Genomic DNA, 15,940 nt, shown 5'->3' with positions numbered 1-15,940 from the left:
AGAATGTGGATTCATCCTTTTTTTATGTAGAATTATCTAGAATCGGATGGTTTCCTAGGAAAATCGGTTGGTTCAACGAATTAATCGGATGGTTCTCACAAATAATCGGATGGCAAACCAAAATAATCGGATGGCTTCAAAAAATCAGTAGACTCCGAGAAACTTTCCTCAAATTTTGAAACATTTTGACATGAAAATCGTATACAATGACAAGAGAAGAGGTGTTTACAATGAGAGCAGGACCAATTAATCGGATATCTGAAAAAGGGCTTCGCGTGTGGAGAATCTATGGGATTTTTCAAACGCTCATTGCACTATTACTTGGAATTGGTGTAAGTGTGATTAATTATTTCACAGGGAGCTTTATGTGGTTATACATAGTTGCAGGTGCAGTTGTATTATTAATAGCATATTTATTGATTTATTTATTTCCGAGAGTGAAATGGATGCGCTGGCGTTATGAAGTACGCGAACAAGAAATTGAATTACAGCATGGATTATTTGTTGTGAAGCGAACTTTGGTACCGATGGTTCGTGTCCAACATGTTGATACGGAGCAAGGTCCCATATTAAGAAAGTATGATTTGGCTTCTATTACTATTTCAACTGCAGCGACGAATCATACTATTCCTGCACTCGTTACAGCAGAAGCAGATGAACTGAGAGGAAGAATTTCTGTACTTGCAAGGGTGGCAGAAGATGATGTCTAACGAAAAATATAAACTGCATCCAATCTCCGCTGTTATTAACTTTGTGAATGTATTAAAGGATATGATTGTACCCCTTATTGTTGTTGTAGTGCTGAACGGTTTTGGGACAAGTAACGAATCAGATGGCTGGTCATCTTATATAACTTCTGGCATTTATGCTATTATTCTAGTATTTCTATTAGTAAGCGGTATCATTAAGTGGAAACGGTTCAGATATTGGTTCGAGGATGAAGAATTGCGAATCGAGTATGGTTTGTTCGTCAAGAAAAAGCGATATATCCCATTTGATCGTATACAGAGCTTGAACTATACAGAAGGTATTTTTCATCGACCATTTGGACTTGTAAAAGTTAAAGTGGAAACGGCTGGTGGCGGTCCAACAAAAGAAGCCGATGCAGAGTTAACAGCAATAACAAAACAAGCAGCCGAACAAATAAAAAAAGTAATGCTACAAGCTAAAAATAAACAAACGGTAGAATTAGAAGAAACTGTTTCAATAGAAGAGGTTGTAAAAGTAGAAACGCGACCAATCTTTAAAATTTCGATGAAAAATTTATTTGTTTTAGCGAGTACTTCAGGTGGTATGGGAGTATTTTTCTCTGGGATAGCTGTTTTTGCATCTCAATTTTCTAATATCATTCCATATGAAAGAATATATGATGAAATTGTAGTCTTCATTCGTTTTGGGGCATTATTAATAGCATTAGCTGTTTTCCTTGTTTTATTGGTTGCCTGGATTGTATCAGTTGCGCTCACTTTTATTAATTACTATGATTTCACTATCCGTGTAGAAGATGATGAGATTATTATTACAAGAGGGTTATTGGAAAAGAAGAAAATCACGCTACCTCTTTCCAGAATTCAAGGGGTAAGGATTGTAGAAAATCCCCTTCGACAATGGACAGGTTTTGCGTCTGTTATTGTAGATAGTGCAGGGGGTTCCCTAGCGGAAAAGGATGAAAAGATTCGACTGCTACCTCTAATAAAGAAAAGCGAGATCAATCCGATATTGGAACAAATTTTTCGTGACATTCACTTGGAACCAACTTTTACAAAAGTTCCAAAAAAATCGAGAAGGTTTTTCTACAGATTAGATTATCTATGGATTCTTCCTATTTGCGCTGCTGTTATTTACTTTTTTTATCCGTATGGACTCCTGTCGCTTATCTTAATTCCGCTAAGTTACTTATTCGGAATGTGGCAGCACCGAACAGCTGGATTTGCGATAGATGGACAACATTTAATAATGCGCTATCGAAATATTAGTAAAGTCACCATTTGGATGGAAAAGAGACGCATCCAATCCATGACAGAAAGAACGACTTACTTTCAAAAAAGACAAAACATATCCTCCGTTATCACCACTATTAAATCGGGTGTAGGAGGAGAATCATCCACAGTCCCACATTTAGATAAAGCCGATGCAGAAAAACTACTGAATTGGTATGAACCATTCAAATCTCAAATTATAGAAAAAGAACAGCCAGAGTAGGCTGTTCTTTTAGGTAGTAGACAATGTAATCCGATGAATAAGAAAATCGTTGAAACGGCTCCCTTTCCGCGGGCGTTGCCTTAGCCTCCTAGGCCAACACGATGTTGGTCATGCAATCGTTGCCGCAGGATGCGGCGAACTTAGATTGCCTTCCCCTCAACTGCGGGGTCTTCGGCTAACGCTATTCCCGCTGGAGTGTCACCTTTTTCAACGATTTTCTAAAAATACTTATTGAAAAAATTTAAAAACTTTCTCTATTAATGTCATAATGGTTTTTTAATTGAAAAGCGGATAATAGTTGATTGGAGTGAAAGGCGGCGACTCCGACGGGGGTTAGTGAGACAGATGAAACATCACAACGTACCCGAAGGGGCGGTGATGGTTCATCGCTCACCCCGCGGAACGCGTCCGCCTGGAACGAAATCTAGAAGCTACGAAGAAAGAGGCTGCCCTTAAAAGCCATTTTTTTGACTTTCGGGACAGCCCCTTCTATATAAAAATTTATACTACCTTAAATTTGTTCTTTTTCTTTTTCCATGCGGCAATTCGTTTCGGATGGAAATAGATTAATCCGAGAATAAACCCTGTAATTAAACCTGCAATATGTGCGGTGACATTTATATTTGGTTGTAGAAATGTCATTACTACACCAATAACGATCATAGGCAATATAATTTGTTTTAACTGTGGCAATAAATTTTTCGTATAATATACTAAAGCACCGAATGCGCCCAAAATACCATAGATAGCTCCACTTGCACCAACGCTCATATAATTCCAGTCTTGCAACAAATAGGTAACAATATTGCCGACAAGGCCAGATAAGAAGTAAATAGTTAAAAAGCGTGCTTTTCCAGTTAATTGCTCTAGCTCTGGACCAAATAGATACAAAGAAAACATATTGAAAAGTAAATGCATAAAGCCAGCATGTAAAAACATGGGAGATATTAAACGCCAATATTCACCTTCGCTAATGAGCAAATTAAAGCCAATACCAAAATTAAATAATCGGTCCCCTAAAATTGGAATACCCGTTAGAATAAAGATAACAATATTCAAAGCAAGTAAAGTGGACACAATAGGATAAAACTTAATATATTGCTTAAAGTTTTCTCTTCTTACAAACATATCGTCACCTCAAATTTCCTATTAATAGTATAGCCTGTATTAGCGGCATTTGAAAGGAGGAACTTCGTGATTACTGGAATTGGATTAGATATTACAGAACTCCATAGAGTGAAATCTATAAGAAATAAAACAATCAAATTTGAAGAACGTATTCTTACAAATAAAGAAATAGAGCAGATGCAAGGGTTATCCGAAAACAGACAAATAGAATTTTTAGCAGGTCGTTTTGCTGCAAAAGAAGCCTTTTCCAAAGCAAAGGGAACGGGCATCGGCAAAAACTGTAGCTTTCAAGATATTGAAATAATTCGAGAGCCTAGTGGTAGGCCAACCCTTTATTTTAAAGGAAAGTTAGTGAATGGTTTTGTTTCAATCACCCATACAAAAGAATATGCGGCTGCTCAAGTAATTCTGCAATCATAAATGGTAGTCCACCTACATACAATGAACGAACGCAGTGATAATAGAAAGGGTGGACTGATTTGAAGAGCCGACTGGCTAAATTGTTGTTTGCATTATCGATGATACTGATACTTTCTGCATGTGGGGCCCAATCCAAAGAAGATGTGTTGAAAAAGTTGAGCAACAAATGGATAGATGCGAAGGGGTATGAACTGACAGCAGAAATGAGTATTCAAACGGGTCAAGAACCGAGAGTTTATCAAGTGGAAGTATGGCACTCAAAACCAGATTTTTACCGTGTGAAAGTTGCTGACGCAAGTGATGAGAATACCCAAATGATTGTTCGAAACAAAGAGGGAGTTTTTGTTGTAACACCTGCACTTAACAAAACGTACAAATTCCAGAGTAAATGGCCATCTGAAAATAGCCAAGCCTATTTAATAGGCTCACTTGCGGAAGATATTAAAAAAGACAAATCTTCCAAGTTTAAAGAAGAAGGTAATAAATACGTCTTTGAAACAAAAACAAATAATAACCATAAAAATATGCTGCCGTACCAAAAAATCTTTATCGACAAAAAGACATTATTACCAACAGAAGTTTCTATCTTAAACGAAAATAAAGAAGAACAGATTCTAATTAAATTTAAAAAGGTAACATTAGGTAAAGTTCACACTGCGGAAGAATTCAAAATTGAACAAACACCAGCAGGTACTGGCCAAGCAGATAAAGGAACAGTGGAAGCATCAGCTGATATGGACAATGCTGAATTTAAAACACACTATCCAATGGCTCAAATCGATCAAGTTCATATGATTGATGAGAAAGTTCTAGATGTAGAAGGTGACAAACGAGTTGTTTTAACATTTAGCGGTGAAAAAGAGTTTACAATTATTCAACAGTTAAGTGAGAAGAGTACTTCCTCTACAATTCCAGTATTTGCTCCAGGAGATCCAGTTGATTTAGGGTTTGCTATCGGTGCTGTAACTGAACAATCTCTTTCTTGGGAAAAAGATGGAATGTCCTTCTTCCTAGCTTCGTCTTCTTTAACAAAAGAAGAAATGATAGAAGTAGCTTCATCTATGACTGTAGCAGAACCAAAATAATTGAGTGTTGACTACTCCTTTGCAAGAGGGGGATAATATACACTAAAAATGAAAAAGAGGTAAGTTCCATGTCCCAATCGTTTTACAGACCTACATTCATTCGAATAAACTTACAAGCAATCCAATCGAATATACACCAATTAAAGAAAAAAATTCCAAAGCAGACACAAATAATAGCAGTAGTAAAAGCGAATGCATATGGGCATGGAGATATAGAAGTGGCAAAAACCGCGTTAAGTGCTGGTGCTACAGTATTAGCAGTTGCGACTCCAGACGAAGCACTGCATATAAGAGAGGCAGGAATAACAGCTGAAATTCTTGTACTCGGAGCAGCACCAGCATCTTTTTTATCAAAAGCCTCAGAACTTAATATTACATTAACTGCGTACTCTCTTGAATGGCTTCAAACCATTCCGAACGTCCATGAACCGCTTAAAGTTCATGTGAAAATAGATAGCGGTATGGGAAGAATCGGTTTCGTAGATGAGAAAGAACTAAAAGAGGCGTTAGCGTTAATTCATCAAAAAAATTATCTACAAGTAACCGGGGTATATACACATTTTTCCACTGCTGATGAAGAAGATAAGAAACATTTTCATAAGCAAGTATCTAATTTTGAACGGATGCTTGCATTATTTAAAATAAAACCGAAAATGGTTCACACATCGAATAGTGCCGCTGCTTTAAGATATCCCGATCAGTCTTGGGATGCAGTTCGTTATGGAATTTCTATGTACGGTATTGCTCCATCTCCTTTTATGGATAATTGTTTACCTTTTCCTTTAGAAAGAGCACTATCACTTGAAACTCAAGTAGTGCAAGTTAAAAAAGTAGAAAAAGGAACACCGATAGGTTATGGAGCAACGTACAAAGCAATAGAAGATGAATGGATTGCAACACTTCCTATAGGGTATGCAGATGGACTCTTACGAAAGTTGCAAAACCAGTCAGTTTTAGTAAAAGGGAAAAGAGTACAGATAGTAGGTAGGGTTTGCATGGATCAATGCATGATCCGACTAGAAGAACCAGTTTCTATAGGGGAAAAAGTGGTGCTAATAGGCAAACAAGAAACAGAGGAAGTAAAAATAGAAGAATGGGCAGATGTACTAGAAACAATACCTTATGAAGTTTGTTGCATGCTCTCTAATAGAATTCCAAGGGTATACAGTAAATAAACAATTAAACTTCGACAAAAAAATACTACAAGCAGAATTTGTCAAACCATTTCTTATTATGTCTTTTATTTCGCTAATGTTAGTGGTAATATAGAGTATATTGTCATATAGGGAAATGTTTTGTCGGAGGTGTTTGCTGTGGTAAGTGATAAAAAGAAAAAGGAAGCGATTATTCAGCTTCCAAAGCACATGGTTAGTGAAGGAGTAAAAACCGTTAAACAATCATTATCTGGTAGTGAAGGTATTGTACGTGTACAGGCAAAGGAATATATGAAGAAAGGCCAGTCAAATCTTATAAGAGAAGCGATGATTAAGGGCTATGTTGAAATGTCTCATATAAACTTATCTATTTGCACAGAGTGTTTACATGCAGAGTATGAAGCTCAACATACGACAGAGCGACTCGTAAGTGGAGGATGAAAACTTGATCGTAAAACGTGGGGACGTTTTTTTCGCAGATTTATCGCCAGTAATAGGGTCTGAGCAAGGGGGCACCAGACCCGTTTTGGTGATTCAAAATGATATTGGTAATCGATTCAGTCCTACTGTCATCATTGCAGCGATTACGGCTCAAATACAAAAAGCAAAATTGCCGACACATGTTGAAATAAATGCAAAACAGTATGACTTTGAACGTGATTCTGTAATTTTACTAGAACAACTACGAACGATAGACAAATCGCGGCTTACCGATAAGATTACACATCTTAATGAAGATGTAATGGATGAAGTTGATCATGCTTTAGGAATTAGCTTAGGAATTGTAAAATTTTAATACATAGATAAAACACGATGTGTAACCGACAAAGGCGCATCGTGTTTTTTATTTTATTATGTATGTTAAACTATGTAATAAGGCAATAAATAACGTATTCTTTTTTTATTATTTGAAAAAGATGTAAAGTATTTTAATATCCGATACAATATTAATACTAACAATTTTGATTTGAGGAGTTGTATGTAAGAAAATGAATAAACTAATTGCAGGGTATATTCACGAGCATCTTGACGAAGTATTAGAAAAGTGGACATTAAAAATGGAAGAAGAGAACGACGATCGCTTTTTTCAAATAATGTCTGATCGAATTATTGATAACACGGTACGTGAATTTGGGGAGCTAATAATATCCAGCTTAACAGAAAGTGATGAAATATATACTGCAAAGCTAAATGAATTCTCGGTCAAAGTCGTACAATATGGTTGGTCCGTTTCTTTCGTATTAAAAGCAATAACTAATTTTACGAATGTTCTCTATGTTAAAATGGATGAAGACGGTTATTTAAACGATCAGAATATTAAATCCTATATGGAAATTATGAATAACTGGATGCCACCACTAACACATAACGTTGTAGAAGCGTATTCAAAAGTATGGGATAGAACAGTACAAGTACAAAAAATGGCATTACAGGAATTATCGGCATCTCTCATTCCGATGTTCGATAAAATTTCAGTTATGCCTTTAGTAGGTACAATTGATACAGAACGTGCAAAATTGATCATGGAGAATTTATTGCACGGTGTAGTAAAACATAGAGCGGAAGTAGTATTGCTAGATATCACAGGTGTTCCTGTTGTAGATACTATGGTAGCGCATCACATTATTCAAGCTGCAGATGCCGTTCGTTTAGTCGGTGCAAAATGTATGCTTGTTGGTATTCGTCCAGAAATTGCGCAAACAATCGTTGCGCTTGGCATTAATTTAAATGATTTTACAACAACTAGCACAATGCAAAAGGGAGTCGAGCAGGCGCTTGCTCTTACAAATCGAGCAATTGTAGAGGTGGATGAACAATGAAAACAAGAATTCCGATTTTAAAATTAAAAGACTGCTTAATCGTTTCGATTCAATGGGAACTAGATGATCAAACGGCACTTTCTTTTCAAGAGGATTTATTGGACAAACTTCATACTACTTCTGCAAGAGGGGTAGTGCTAGATTTAACTCCGATCGATTTTATTGATTCTTTCATCGCCAAAGTACTTGGAGATGTTATTAGTATGTCTAGTCTTATGGGAGCAAAAGTTGTCATCACAGGTATTCAGCCAGCCGTGGCAATAACATTGATAGAATTAGGGATTCGACTAGAAAATATAGTAACAGCCCTAGACTTAGAAAATGGATTGGAAAAATTAGAACGAGAATTGGAGGCCTAATCCATATGAACTTTGAGTCTTCTGTTGATATTATAACGGAGTGGGACATTGTTGCTGCAAGGCAGCTTGGAAGGAACAAAGCAAAAGAAGTAGGCTTTGGGACAGTCGACCAAGCTAGGATTACGACAGCTATCAGTGAACTTGCTCGGAATATTTATATATATGCTGGAAAAGGAAAGATAGAGATCAACCATATTACAGAAGGCAATCTTAAAGGATTATTGGTTATTGCATCAGACGAAGGTCCAGGAATAGTGGATGTTCGAAAAGCTCTGGAAGATGGATATACAACTTCAGGTGGACTGGGTGCAGGTCTTCCTGGTGTGAAACGTCTGATGGATAATTTTAAGATTGAGACAGTAATTGGAGAGGGTACGAAGATTAGTGCTACTAAGTGGCTTCGATAGGAGGTGATTGAGGAATGCCTCAAGAATTTAAGCGAGAATATAAAAATATATTAAGAGAATATACATTAATGCAAAATGAACAAAATTTATATGAGGGACAAAACTTTAGTAAGCAACTTATACAGAAAAACATCTCTCCAGAAGATGTGATCAGCATACATAAGGCTTCTTTAGAAGAAATTATGCCCGATTTACCTTCGAACGTATCACATTCTTTTGATTTATTAATAGAGGTAATGATTCACTATGGCTTGGCGTTAAAAGAACATCAGACATTAATAAAAAAACAAGAAAACATTAAAATGGAAATGGAATTAGCTGCAAACGTTCAAAAGACATTGCTGAAAACTAAAGTTCCCCATATGTCCGGATTAGATATAGGGATGATTTCTGTTCCAGCAAAAGAAATGAATGGTGATTATGCATATTTCTTAAGTGATGAGACAAACTTAGGTATAGCAGTAGCGGATGTTATAGGAAAAGGAATTCCCGCAGCACTATGTATGTCGATGATTAAATATGGAATGGATAGTCTATCGGGAGCAAAAACCGAACCAGTTATTGTTTTAGATATTATTAATAGAATTGTTGAAAAAAGTGTTAGTGACTCCATGTTTATTTCTATGTTTTATGGAACATATGATTCAATCAATTGTGAGTTTACTTACGCCTCTGCTGGGCATGAACCTCCACTGTTCTATTGTGATAAAAGTGGAAGCTTTAAAGAGTTACAAGCAAAAGGTCTACTACTTGGTGTAGTTCCAAATGTTAAATATGAACAACACTCTATCGTATTAGATAAGGGTGATTTTGTTGTCATGATGACGGACGGAGTGACAGAGTGCCGCTCGAAGGAAGGTTTCATTGAACAACAAAAGGTGATGGAAATCATTGAAAGTGTGAAGGATGAGCCCGCACAAGTCATGGTAGAATACGTATTTCACAAATTAGAAGAATTACAGGATTTTGAACAACGGGATGACTTTACATTGGTTATTTTTAAAAAAATGTAATAGAAATGTTTATCACTGGCTAAAATGTGGTATAGATTACTATAGATAGCGAAAACGGGGGATAAAATAATGAATATTACAGTAGAGTTATTAGAAGAAAACATGAAAGTTACTGGGATAATTAAAGGCGAAATCGATGCTTTTACTGCTCCAGTACTTAGAGAAAAATTAGCAGAAATCAATTTATCAGAAGACCTTCAAGTCGAATTAGACTTGAGTGGTGTATCATATATGGATAGTACAGGATTAGGAGTTTTTGTAGGCTTTTACAAAAGTGTTAAAGCTTCCAATAGTCACTTAGAATTAACTGGTCTTTCATCTCGTTTAAAACGATTGTTTGATATAACTGGTTTAGGAGAGATTATGGATATTCAAGCAGCTGGTAAAGAGGTGAAAATAGATGAAACCGTTTGATTATGTTGAAATTCGCTTGCCTGCAAAGCCACAGTATGTAAGCGTTGCTCGATTAACAATTTCTGGGTTAGCAAACCGAATTGGGTTTACATATGACGATATAGAGGACTTGAAAATCGCTGCTAGTGAAGCAATTACTAACGCTGTTCAACATGCTTATACCGAGAATGAAGAGGGCGAAGTAGTAATTGGATGTGCTGTTTATGAAGATAAATTAGAAATAATGGTAGCAGATCATGGGAAGAGCTTTAACTTTGAGGAGACAAAAGCCAAAGTTGGCCCATATCACGATTTAGAAGAAGGGTCTTTCCTAAGAGAAGGCGGCCTTGGATTATATTTGATTGAAACGTTAATGGATGAGGTTAAGGTCCATCACCAAGAGGGTGTAACTGTATTTATGACGAAGTATGTCGGAGTAGAGCAGGTGGATGAAAATGTCGAACACATCTCTTCATAACAAACAATCCAAGGAACAAGTCTTAAAATGGATTGAAGATTATCAACAGAATGAGAGTGAAGAAGCACAAACGAATCTCGTCCTGAATTACACTAGGCTAGTGGAATCTATTGCGCGCAAATATTCGAATGGTAAGTCACATCATGAGGATATTGTACAAGTTGGGATGCTAGGGCTCTTAGGTGCGATTAGAAGATATGATCCATCCTTCGGTAGAAACTTCGAAGCATTTGCAATTCCTACGATAATTGGTGAAATTAAACGGTTTTTACGTGACAAAACATGGGCGGTACATGTCCCAAGAAGAATTAAAGAATTAGGGCCACGTATTCGTGCAGCTGTAGAAACATTAACTGTTGAATTTCAGCGATCACCGTTAGTCCCAGAAATAGCAGATCATTTAGGAGTAGAAGTGGAAGACGTCCTAGAAGCAATGGAGATGGGGAAAAGCTATCAAGCTCTCTCTATGGACCATTCCCTTGATTCGGACTCTGATGGAGGTACGATCACACTTTTCGACGTTATCGGTAGCACTGATGGAGAATATGAGAAAACAGATCAACGTTTGCTTGTAGCAAATGCTTTAAATGTACTTTCTGAACGAGAAAAAGAAATTATTCAGCTTACATATATTGAGCAATTAAGTCAAAAAGAAACAGGTGATCGTTTAGGGATTTCTCAAATGCATGTTTCTAGAATTCAAAGGAAAGCTATAAAAAAATTGCAATCTGCAATATTAGCGTCAGGTGGAATAGAAGAGTGAGATATATATCAGATGAATCGGTAGATGTTTTAGTCTATCAAGAAGCTAAAACAGGTAACTTGGACTCTGGGGATACGTATTATATTTATAAAGATGATGATTACTTACTTTGCGCGATTGCGGATGGATTAGGAAACGGTCCAGTAGCAAAAGAATCTGCTGATGTAATGCCTGAAATTCTTGCTAACAACCTAAACGAATCTTTGGATGATTTGCTTTTACTTTGTAATGAAAGAATGTTTCAAAAAAGAGGTGCAGCAGTTGCGATTGTTCGAGCAGATTTAAAGAACAAAACTATATCCTATAGTTGTGTTGGCAATATAAAATTTTACATGTACCAAAGCAAAACTGACAAAATGATTTATCCTTTACCTGTTATGGGCTATCTATCTGGTAGGAAGCAAAAGTTTTGGACTCAAACTTACCCTTACTCTAAACATGATAAATTCCTCATGCACTCGGATGGTGTAGAATTAAAGAATCCGAAAGAAACTTTAAAAAAGTCGAATAGTGTAAAATGTTTATATGAATCTTTACTCGACATTATCAAGCATGGTGATGACGCAACATTTATCGCAGGAAGCTTACTCTAACATTAGGGTAAGCTTTTTTGTTTGGTTCATTTTAGACAAGTAAGTGCCTTGTGTTAAAATAGATACAATAAGGAAAGGGTGAATTTGCTTTGGAAATAAAAAAAATGTTACAACTTGTTTCAAAAGAAACAGGCGTTAAAACTACACAAGCAGAACAAGTAATCAAACTATTAGAAGAAGGAAATACAGTTCCTTTTATCGCACGATATAGAAAAGAACAAACAGGATCCTTAGATGAGGTACAAATTAAAGCAATTGAAGATCGTTACAATTACATACAACAGCTTGAACAAAGAAAAGAAGAGGTTATCCGCTTGATAGATGAGCAAGGCAAGTTAACCGAAGAGCTGAGTACTTCTATTAATAATGCAACCGTATTACAGCGTGTAGAAGATTTATATCGCCCCTACAAACAAAAAAGAAGAACAAAAGCTACAATCGCAAAAGAAAAAGGACTAGAACCTTTAGCAAATTTGCTTTTGACTTTCCCGAAAGAGTCAGTAGAAAAATTAGCAGCTGATTATTTAAATGAAGAATTAGAAGTTCTTACTATAGAAGATGCACTTCAAGGGGCAAGAGATATACTAGCAGAACAATTTGCAGACGATCCAAAAATCCGCGAACAAATAAGAAATATCTCGAGAGCAGATGGTAACGTAACCTCTTCCGTCAAAAAGGCAGAATTGGATGAGAAAAACGTGTTTGAAATGTACTATGAATATGAAGAACCGGTGAAAAAAATAGTGCCTCATAGAACACTAGCTCTTAATCGTGGTGAGAAAGAGGATGTACTTAAGGTAAACATTCAAGTTCCTATTGAAAAAGTAATCAATGTAATGAAATCACAGTGGGTTCCAAACAACACTTCCAGCGATGCGGTTGAACATGTAGAAATGGCTATCGAAGATTCATACAAACGCTTGATTCAACCATCTGTTGAAAGAGAAATTCGTACGGAGTTGACAGAAAAAGCAGAAGCGCAGGCTATTCATATATTCTCGGAAAATTTACGAAATCTATTACTACAACCTCCTTTAAAAGGAAAAGTTATTTTGGGAGTGGACCCTGCCTATCGAACTGGTTGTAAGCTCGCAGTAGTCGATGACACAGGAAAATTATTAGAAGTATCGGCAATTTATCCGCACGCACCAAAAATGGACGTAGAAGGCTCTAAAAAGAAAGTTCTTTCTTATCTAAAGAAATTTCCAATTTCATTGATTGCTATTGGAAACGGGACAGCTTCTCGCGAAACAGAACAATTTATTGTCGATTGCTTAAAAGAAGTAGAGGGCGATGTTGCGTATGTTATTGTAAACGAAGCGGGTGCCAGTGTTTATTCAGCATCCGAAACTGCAAGAAACGAGTTCCCTGACTTGCAGGTGGAGCAGCGCAGTGCCGTTTCCATAGCAAGACGTTTACAAGATCCCCTTGCAGAACTTGTGAAAATCGATCCAAAAGCAGTAGGTGTTGGTCAGTATCAACATGACGTATCCCAAAAGAAACTATCTGAATCACTTTCTTTTATAGTAGAAACTGCTGTTAACCAGGTTGGAGTTAACGTAAACACTGCTTCTGCCTCTCTGTTACAATACGTCTCAGGTCTATCAAAGACAGTTGCTGAAAACGTCGTGAATCTAAGAAATGAACAAGGTAGATTCACATCAAGAGCACAATTGAAGAAGATTCCTCGACTTGGAGCTAAAACTTATGAACAGGCAATTGGATTCCTACGTGTTCCAGATGCTAAAAATCCTTTTGATGCCACTGGAATTCACCCAGAAAGCTATAAAGCTGCTGAACAAGTTTTAGAAATTGTAGGATTGAAAAAGTCTCAAATCGGATCTAAAGAAGCTGAGCAAGCCTTGAAGAATATTGATATTACGGATGTAAGCAAGGAATTAGAAATTGGTGAAATCACTTTAAAAGATATTGTTGATACACTGATTAAACCATCTAGAGATCCACGCGAAGCTTTTCCACAACCAATTTTGAAAAAAGATGTACTGAAGATGGAAGACCTTCAAAAAGGAATGGAGCTCCAAGGGACTGTTCGTAACGTAGTGGATTTCGGAGCATTTGTTGATGTTGGAGTAAAGCAAGATGGACTTGTTCATATATCTAAGTTGAAAAAAGGTTTTGTAAAACATCCGCTTGATGTTGTTTCACTAGGAGATATCGTGACTGTATGGGTAGATCAGTATGATGCCAATAAAGGAAGAATTGCTCTTACGATGCTTCCTCCACAAGATCAAGAGTGAAGTAAGATTGTCCAATGAGTACTCATTGGACAAGTTCTTTTTTATATAGGAGAGAGTTAAATGACTGATGAAAAACTTTATGAATTGGTATGTGATGTATCAAAAACAATCTTTGGGAAAGACTTTCAACATAAAGCGATATTTAATAGTCGCCTTCGGACAACTGGAGGAAGGTATTTGCTACGAACACATAATATCGAAATAAATCCCCTTGTTTTTGAAAAGCATGGGATGGAAGAATTAATTGGCGTAATTAAACATGAGCTCTGTCATTATCATTTACATATAGAAGGAAAAGGCTATAAACATAGAGATGCTGATTTTAGAGAACTTCTTAAAAGAACAAACTCACCAAGATTTTGTTCGACTCTAGTTGAACCTAAAAAGCTTCAAAGGAAGAAAATCTATACGTATAAATGTGAAAAATGCTCCCTTTTATATAATCGGAAAATTAGATTAAATACGGATAAATATAGATGTGGCAAGTGTTTGGGGAATTTAATTCTAATTTCTCCTAGAAATCCTAAAATAATTTCAAAAAAGTAGTTGACGTTTTATAATTGGGTCTTTATAATAGAAAAAGTCGAGTAAAACAAAACGACTTAATTTATTCCGAAGTAGCTCAGTGGTAGAGCAATCGGCTGTTAACCGATTGGTCGTAGGTTCGAGTCCTACCTTCGGAGCCATTATATGGCCCCTTGGTCAAGCGGTTAAGACACCGCCCTTTCACGGCGGTAACACGGGTTCGAATCCCGTAGGGGTCATTTCCAATTATATATTAGTTTCAAAGGTCCCGTGGTGTAGCGGTTAACATGCCTGCCTGTCACGCAGGAGATCGCCGGTTCGATCCCGGTCGGGACCGCCATGTTGGGGTATAGCCAAGCGGTAAGGCAACGGATTTTGATTCCGTCATGCCCTGGTTCGAATCCAGGTACCCCAGCCATTTTTCTTCGAGCCATTAGCTCAGTTGGTAGAGCATCTGACTTTTAATCAGAGGGTCGTAGGTTCGAATCCTACATGGCTCACCATTTTAATTGTTGACAATCTCTCGTTTTGAGAGTATAATAAAGCATGTCCTAAATGATAACTACGCGGTCGTGGCGGAACGGCAGACGCGCTAGGTTGAGGGCCTAGTGGGGGTTAACCCCGTGGAGGTTCAAGTCCTCTCGGCCGCACCAAAGCATTTGCGCCCGTAGCTCAATTGGATAGAGCGTCTGACTACGGATCAGAAGGTTGTGGGTTCGACTCCTGCCGGGCGCGCCAAATAAAGCAATAACTTATATTATATATGCGGGTGTAGTTTAGTGGTAAAACCTCAGCCTTCCAAGCTGATGATGAGAGTTCGATTCTCTTCACCCGCTCCATTATTTAAAACCATGAATACATGAACATTGAAAACTGAACATGCAAAACGTTAAGACATATAGCTTGATAGACTAGCTTCGGTTAGTCAGATAGCAAACAATTTTGACATCATTTAATGATGATGCCAGCAAAACAAAATGAGCTTTTTAAGTTCTCTATTATGGAGAGTTTGATCCTGGCTCAGGACGAACGCTGGCGGCGTGCCTAATACATGCAAGTCGAGCGGATGAAGAAGAAGCTTGCTTCTTCTGATTTAGCGGCGGACGGGTGAGTAACACGTGGGCAACCTGCCCTGTAGATTGGGATAACTCCGGGAAACCGGGGCTAATACCGAATAATCCATTTCCTCACATGGGGGAATGTTAAAAGACGGTTTCGGCTGTCACTACAGGATGGGCCCGCGGCGCATTAGCTAGTTGGTGAGGTAACGGCTCACCAAGGCGACGATGCGTAGCCGACCTGAGAGGGTGATCGGCCACACTGGGACTGAGACACGGCCCAG

The 15,940-nt window shown here is 37.4% G+C and carries 18 protein-coding genes, 8 tRNA genes and 1 rRNA gene; 26 read left to right on the top strand and 1 reads right to left on the bottom strand.

Annotated features, from left to right (window positions below; all coding sequences use genetic code 11):
* The first annotated feature begins 230 nt into the window (after positions 1-230).
* Together WAX74_RS13970 and WAX74_RS13965 are read left to right on the top strand one after the other, a co-directional pair.
* Complete coding sequence (locus tag WAX74_RS13970; RefSeq protein ID WP_336498278.1) at positions 231-710, top strand: PH domain-containing protein; 480 nt, start codon at positions 231-233, stop codon at positions 708-710.
* Positions 700-2,202 carry a PH domain-containing protein gene (locus WAX74_RS13965; protein ID WP_336498277.1) on the top strand — a complete coding sequence of 501 codons (1,503 nt, stop codon included), beginning with the start codon at positions 700-702 and terminating at the stop codon, positions 2,200-2,202. The genes WAX74_RS13970 and WAX74_RS13965 overlap by 11 nt, the downstream gene beginning before the upstream one ends.
* Positions 2,203-2,703: 501 nt before the next feature.
* Here WAX74_RS13965 and WAX74_RS13960 read toward each other — a convergent pair.
* Positions 2,704-3,330 carry a rhomboid family intramembrane serine protease gene (locus tag WAX74_RS13960; protein WP_336498276.1) on the bottom strand — a complete coding sequence of 209 codons (627 nt, stop codon included), beginning with the start codon at positions 3,328-3,330 and terminating at the stop codon, positions 2,704-2,706.
* 66 nt (positions 3,331-3,396) lie between these two features.
* Between WAX74_RS13960 and acpS the strand changes: the two genes are divergently transcribed.
* The 24 genes from acpS to WAX74_RS13840 form a co-directional block, all read left to right on the top strand.
* Positions 3,397-3,750, top strand: coding sequence for a holo-ACP synthase (gene acpS / locus WAX74_RS13955; RefSeq protein ID WP_336498275.1), 354 nt, complete (start codon positions 3,397-3,399; stop codon positions 3,748-3,750).
* Between the two features lie 59 nt (positions 3,751-3,809).
* Positions 3,810-4,835 carry a LolA family protein gene (locus WAX74_RS13950; protein ID WP_336498274.1) on the top strand — a complete coding sequence of 342 codons (1,026 nt, stop codon included), beginning with the start codon at positions 3,810-3,812 and terminating at the stop codon, positions 4,833-4,835.
* 68 nt (positions 4,836-4,903) lie between these two features.
* Positions 4,904-6,010: an alanine racemase gene (alr, locus tag WAX74_RS13945; protein WP_336498273.1), complete on the top strand. Its 1,107-nt coding sequence runs from the start codon at positions 4,904-4,906 to the stop codon at positions 6,008-6,010.
* Between the two features lie 138 nt (positions 6,011-6,148).
* On the top strand, positions 6,149-6,430 hold the full coding sequence (locus tag WAX74_RS13940) for a transcriptional regulator (RefSeq protein ID WP_336498272.1): 282 nt from the start codon (positions 6,149-6,151) through the stop codon (positions 6,428-6,430).
* 4 nt (positions 6,431-6,434) lie between these two features.
* Positions 6,435-6,785, top strand: coding sequence for a type II toxin-antitoxin system PemK/MazF family toxin (locus WAX74_RS13935; protein ID WP_142640587.1), 351 nt, complete (start codon positions 6,435-6,437; stop codon positions 6,783-6,785).
* A 193-nt stretch (positions 6,786-6,978) separates the two neighbouring features.
* The gene (locus tag WAX74_RS13930) at positions 6,979-7,809 is read left to right on the top strand and encodes an STAS domain-containing protein (RefSeq protein WP_336498271.1); all 831 of its coding nucleotides are present in this window, start codon (positions 6,979-6,981) and stop codon (positions 7,807-7,809) included.
* On the top strand, positions 7,806-8,168 hold the full coding sequence (locus WAX74_RS13925) for an STAS domain-containing protein (protein WP_336498270.1): 363 nt from the start codon (positions 7,806-7,808) through the stop codon (positions 8,166-8,168). The genes WAX74_RS13930 and WAX74_RS13925 overlap by 4 nt, the downstream gene beginning before the upstream one ends.
* A gap of 5 nt (positions 8,169-8,173) precedes the next feature.
* Positions 8,174-8,575 (top strand): anti-sigma regulatory factor, encoded by a 402-nt coding sequence (locus WAX74_RS13920; RefSeq protein WP_336498269.1) that lies wholly within the window; start codon positions 8,174-8,176, stop codon positions 8,573-8,575.
* Between the two features lie 14 nt (positions 8,576-8,589).
* On the top strand, positions 8,590-9,588 hold the full coding sequence (locus tag WAX74_RS13915; protein WP_336498267.1) for a PP2C family protein-serine/threonine phosphatase: 999 nt from the start codon (positions 8,590-8,592) through the stop codon (positions 9,586-9,588).
* A gap of 69 nt (positions 9,589-9,657) precedes the next feature.
* Positions 9,658-10,002 (top strand): STAS domain-containing protein, encoded by a 345-nt coding sequence (locus tag WAX74_RS13910; RefSeq protein ID WP_336498266.1) that lies wholly within the window; start codon positions 9,658-9,660, stop codon positions 10,000-10,002.
* Positions 9,989-10,459, top strand: coding sequence for an anti-sigma B factor RsbW (gene rsbW / locus WAX74_RS13905; RefSeq protein ID WP_336498265.1), 471 nt, complete (start codon positions 9,989-9,991; stop codon positions 10,457-10,459). The genes WAX74_RS13910 and rsbW overlap by 14 nt, the downstream gene beginning before the upstream one ends.
* A complete protein-coding gene (sigB, locus tag WAX74_RS13900) occupies positions 10,437-11,222 on the top strand; it encodes an RNA polymerase sigma factor SigB (protein WP_336498264.1) in 786 nt (261 codons plus the stop codon). The genes rsbW and sigB overlap by 23 nt, the downstream gene beginning before the upstream one ends.
* On the top strand, positions 11,219-11,815 hold the full coding sequence (locus tag WAX74_RS13895; protein ID WP_336498263.1) for a PP2C family serine/threonine-protein phosphatase: 597 nt from the start codon (positions 11,219-11,221) through the stop codon (positions 11,813-11,815). Before sigB ends, WAX74_RS13895 begins: the two co-directional genes overlap by 4 nt.
* 89 nt (positions 11,816-11,904) lie before the next feature.
* A complete protein-coding gene (locus tag WAX74_RS13890; protein WP_336498262.1) occupies positions 11,905-14,073 on the top strand; it encodes a Tex family protein in 2,169 nt (722 codons plus the stop codon).
* A gap of 60 nt (positions 14,074-14,133) precedes the next feature.
* The gene (locus WAX74_RS13885; protein WP_336498261.1) at positions 14,134-14,619 is read left to right on the top strand and encodes a SprT family protein; all 486 of its coding nucleotides are present in this window, start codon (positions 14,134-14,136) and stop codon (positions 14,617-14,619) included.
* Positions 14,620-14,684: 65 nt separating this feature from the next.
* A tRNA-Asn gene (locus tag WAX74_RS13880) sits at positions 14,685-14,759 on the top strand.
* A 6-nt stretch (positions 14,760-14,765) separates the two neighbouring features.
* Positions 14,766-14,837, top strand: a tRNA-Glu gene (locus tag WAX74_RS13875).
* 25 nt (positions 14,838-14,862) lie between these two features.
* A tRNA-Asp gene (locus tag WAX74_RS13870) sits at positions 14,863-14,938 on the top strand.
* Positions 14,939-14,941: 3 nt separating this feature from the next.
* Positions 14,942-15,016: transfer RNA gene (locus WAX74_RS13865), tRNA-Gln, on the top strand.
* 9 nt (positions 15,017-15,025) lie between these two features.
* Positions 15,026-15,101 (top strand) — tRNA-Lys (locus WAX74_RS13860).
* Positions 15,102-15,164: 63 nt separating this feature from the next.
* Positions 15,165-15,251: transfer RNA gene (locus WAX74_RS13855), tRNA-Leu, on the top strand.
* Positions 15,252-15,259: 8 nt separating this feature from the next.
* A tRNA-Arg gene (locus WAX74_RS13850) sits at positions 15,260-15,336 on the top strand.
* Positions 15,337-15,363: 27 nt separating this feature from the next.
* Positions 15,364-15,437, top strand: a tRNA-Gly gene (locus tag WAX74_RS13845).
* Between the two features lie 158 nt (positions 15,438-15,595).
* Positions 15,596-15,940, top strand: a 16S ribosomal RNA gene (locus WAX74_RS13840); the annotation flags it as partial.

Origin of the sequence: Psychrobacillus mangrovi, from assembly GCF_037104765.1 — a bacterium.
Taxonomy (GTDB): Bacteria; Bacillota; Bacilli; order Bacillales_A; family Planococcaceae; genus Psychrobacillus; species Psychrobacillus mangrovi.
This window is presented reverse-complemented; position numbering and strand designations above follow the sequence as displayed.

Excerpts from the sequence above, each read along its gene's own strand:
- WAX74_RS13930 (WP_336498271.1), top strand. The coding sequence starts at position 6,979 with ATGAATAAACTAATTGCAGGGTATATTCACGAGCATCTTGACGAAGTA.
- WAX74_RS13925 (WP_336498270.1), top strand. The coding sequence starts at position 7,806 with ATGAAAACAAGAATTCCGATTTTAAAATTAAAAGACTGCTTAATCGTT.
- WAX74_RS13920 (WP_336498269.1), top strand. The coding sequence starts at position 8,174 with ATGAACTTTGAGTCTTCTGTTGATATTATAACGGAGTGGGACATTGTT.
- WAX74_RS13910 (WP_336498266.1), top strand. The coding sequence starts at position 9,658 with ATGAATATTACAGTAGAGTTATTAGAAGAAAACATGAAAGTTACTGGG.
- rsbW (WP_336498265.1), top strand. The coding sequence starts at position 9,989 with ATGAAACCGTTTGATTATGTTGAAATTCGCTTGCCTGCAAAGCCACAG.
- WAX74_RS13970 (WP_336498278.1), top strand. The coding sequence starts at position 231 with ATGAGAGCAGGACCAATTAATCGGATATCTGAAAAAGGGCTTCGCGTG.
- WAX74_RS13915 (WP_336498267.1), top strand. The coding sequence starts at position 8,590 with ATGCCTCAAGAATTTAAGCGAGAATATAAAAATATATTAAGAGAATAT.
- WAX74_RS13960 (WP_336498276.1), bottom strand. The coding sequence starts at position 3,330 with ATGTTTGTAAGAAGAGAAAACTTTAAGCAATATATTAAGTTTTATCCT.
- sigB (WP_336498264.1), top strand. The coding sequence starts at position 10,437 with ATGTCGAACACATCTCTTCATAACAAACAATCCAAGGAACAAGTCTTA.
- WAX74_RS13885 (WP_336498261.1), top strand. The coding sequence starts at position 14,134 with ATGACTGATGAAAAACTTTATGAATTGGTATGTGATGTATCAAAAACA.
- alr (WP_336498273.1), top strand. The coding sequence starts at position 4,904 with ATGTCCCAATCGTTTTACAGACCTACATTCATTCGAATAAACTTACAA.
- WAX74_RS13965 (WP_336498277.1), top strand. The coding sequence starts at position 700 with ATGATGTCTAACGAAAAATATAAACTGCATCCAATCTCCGCTGTTATT.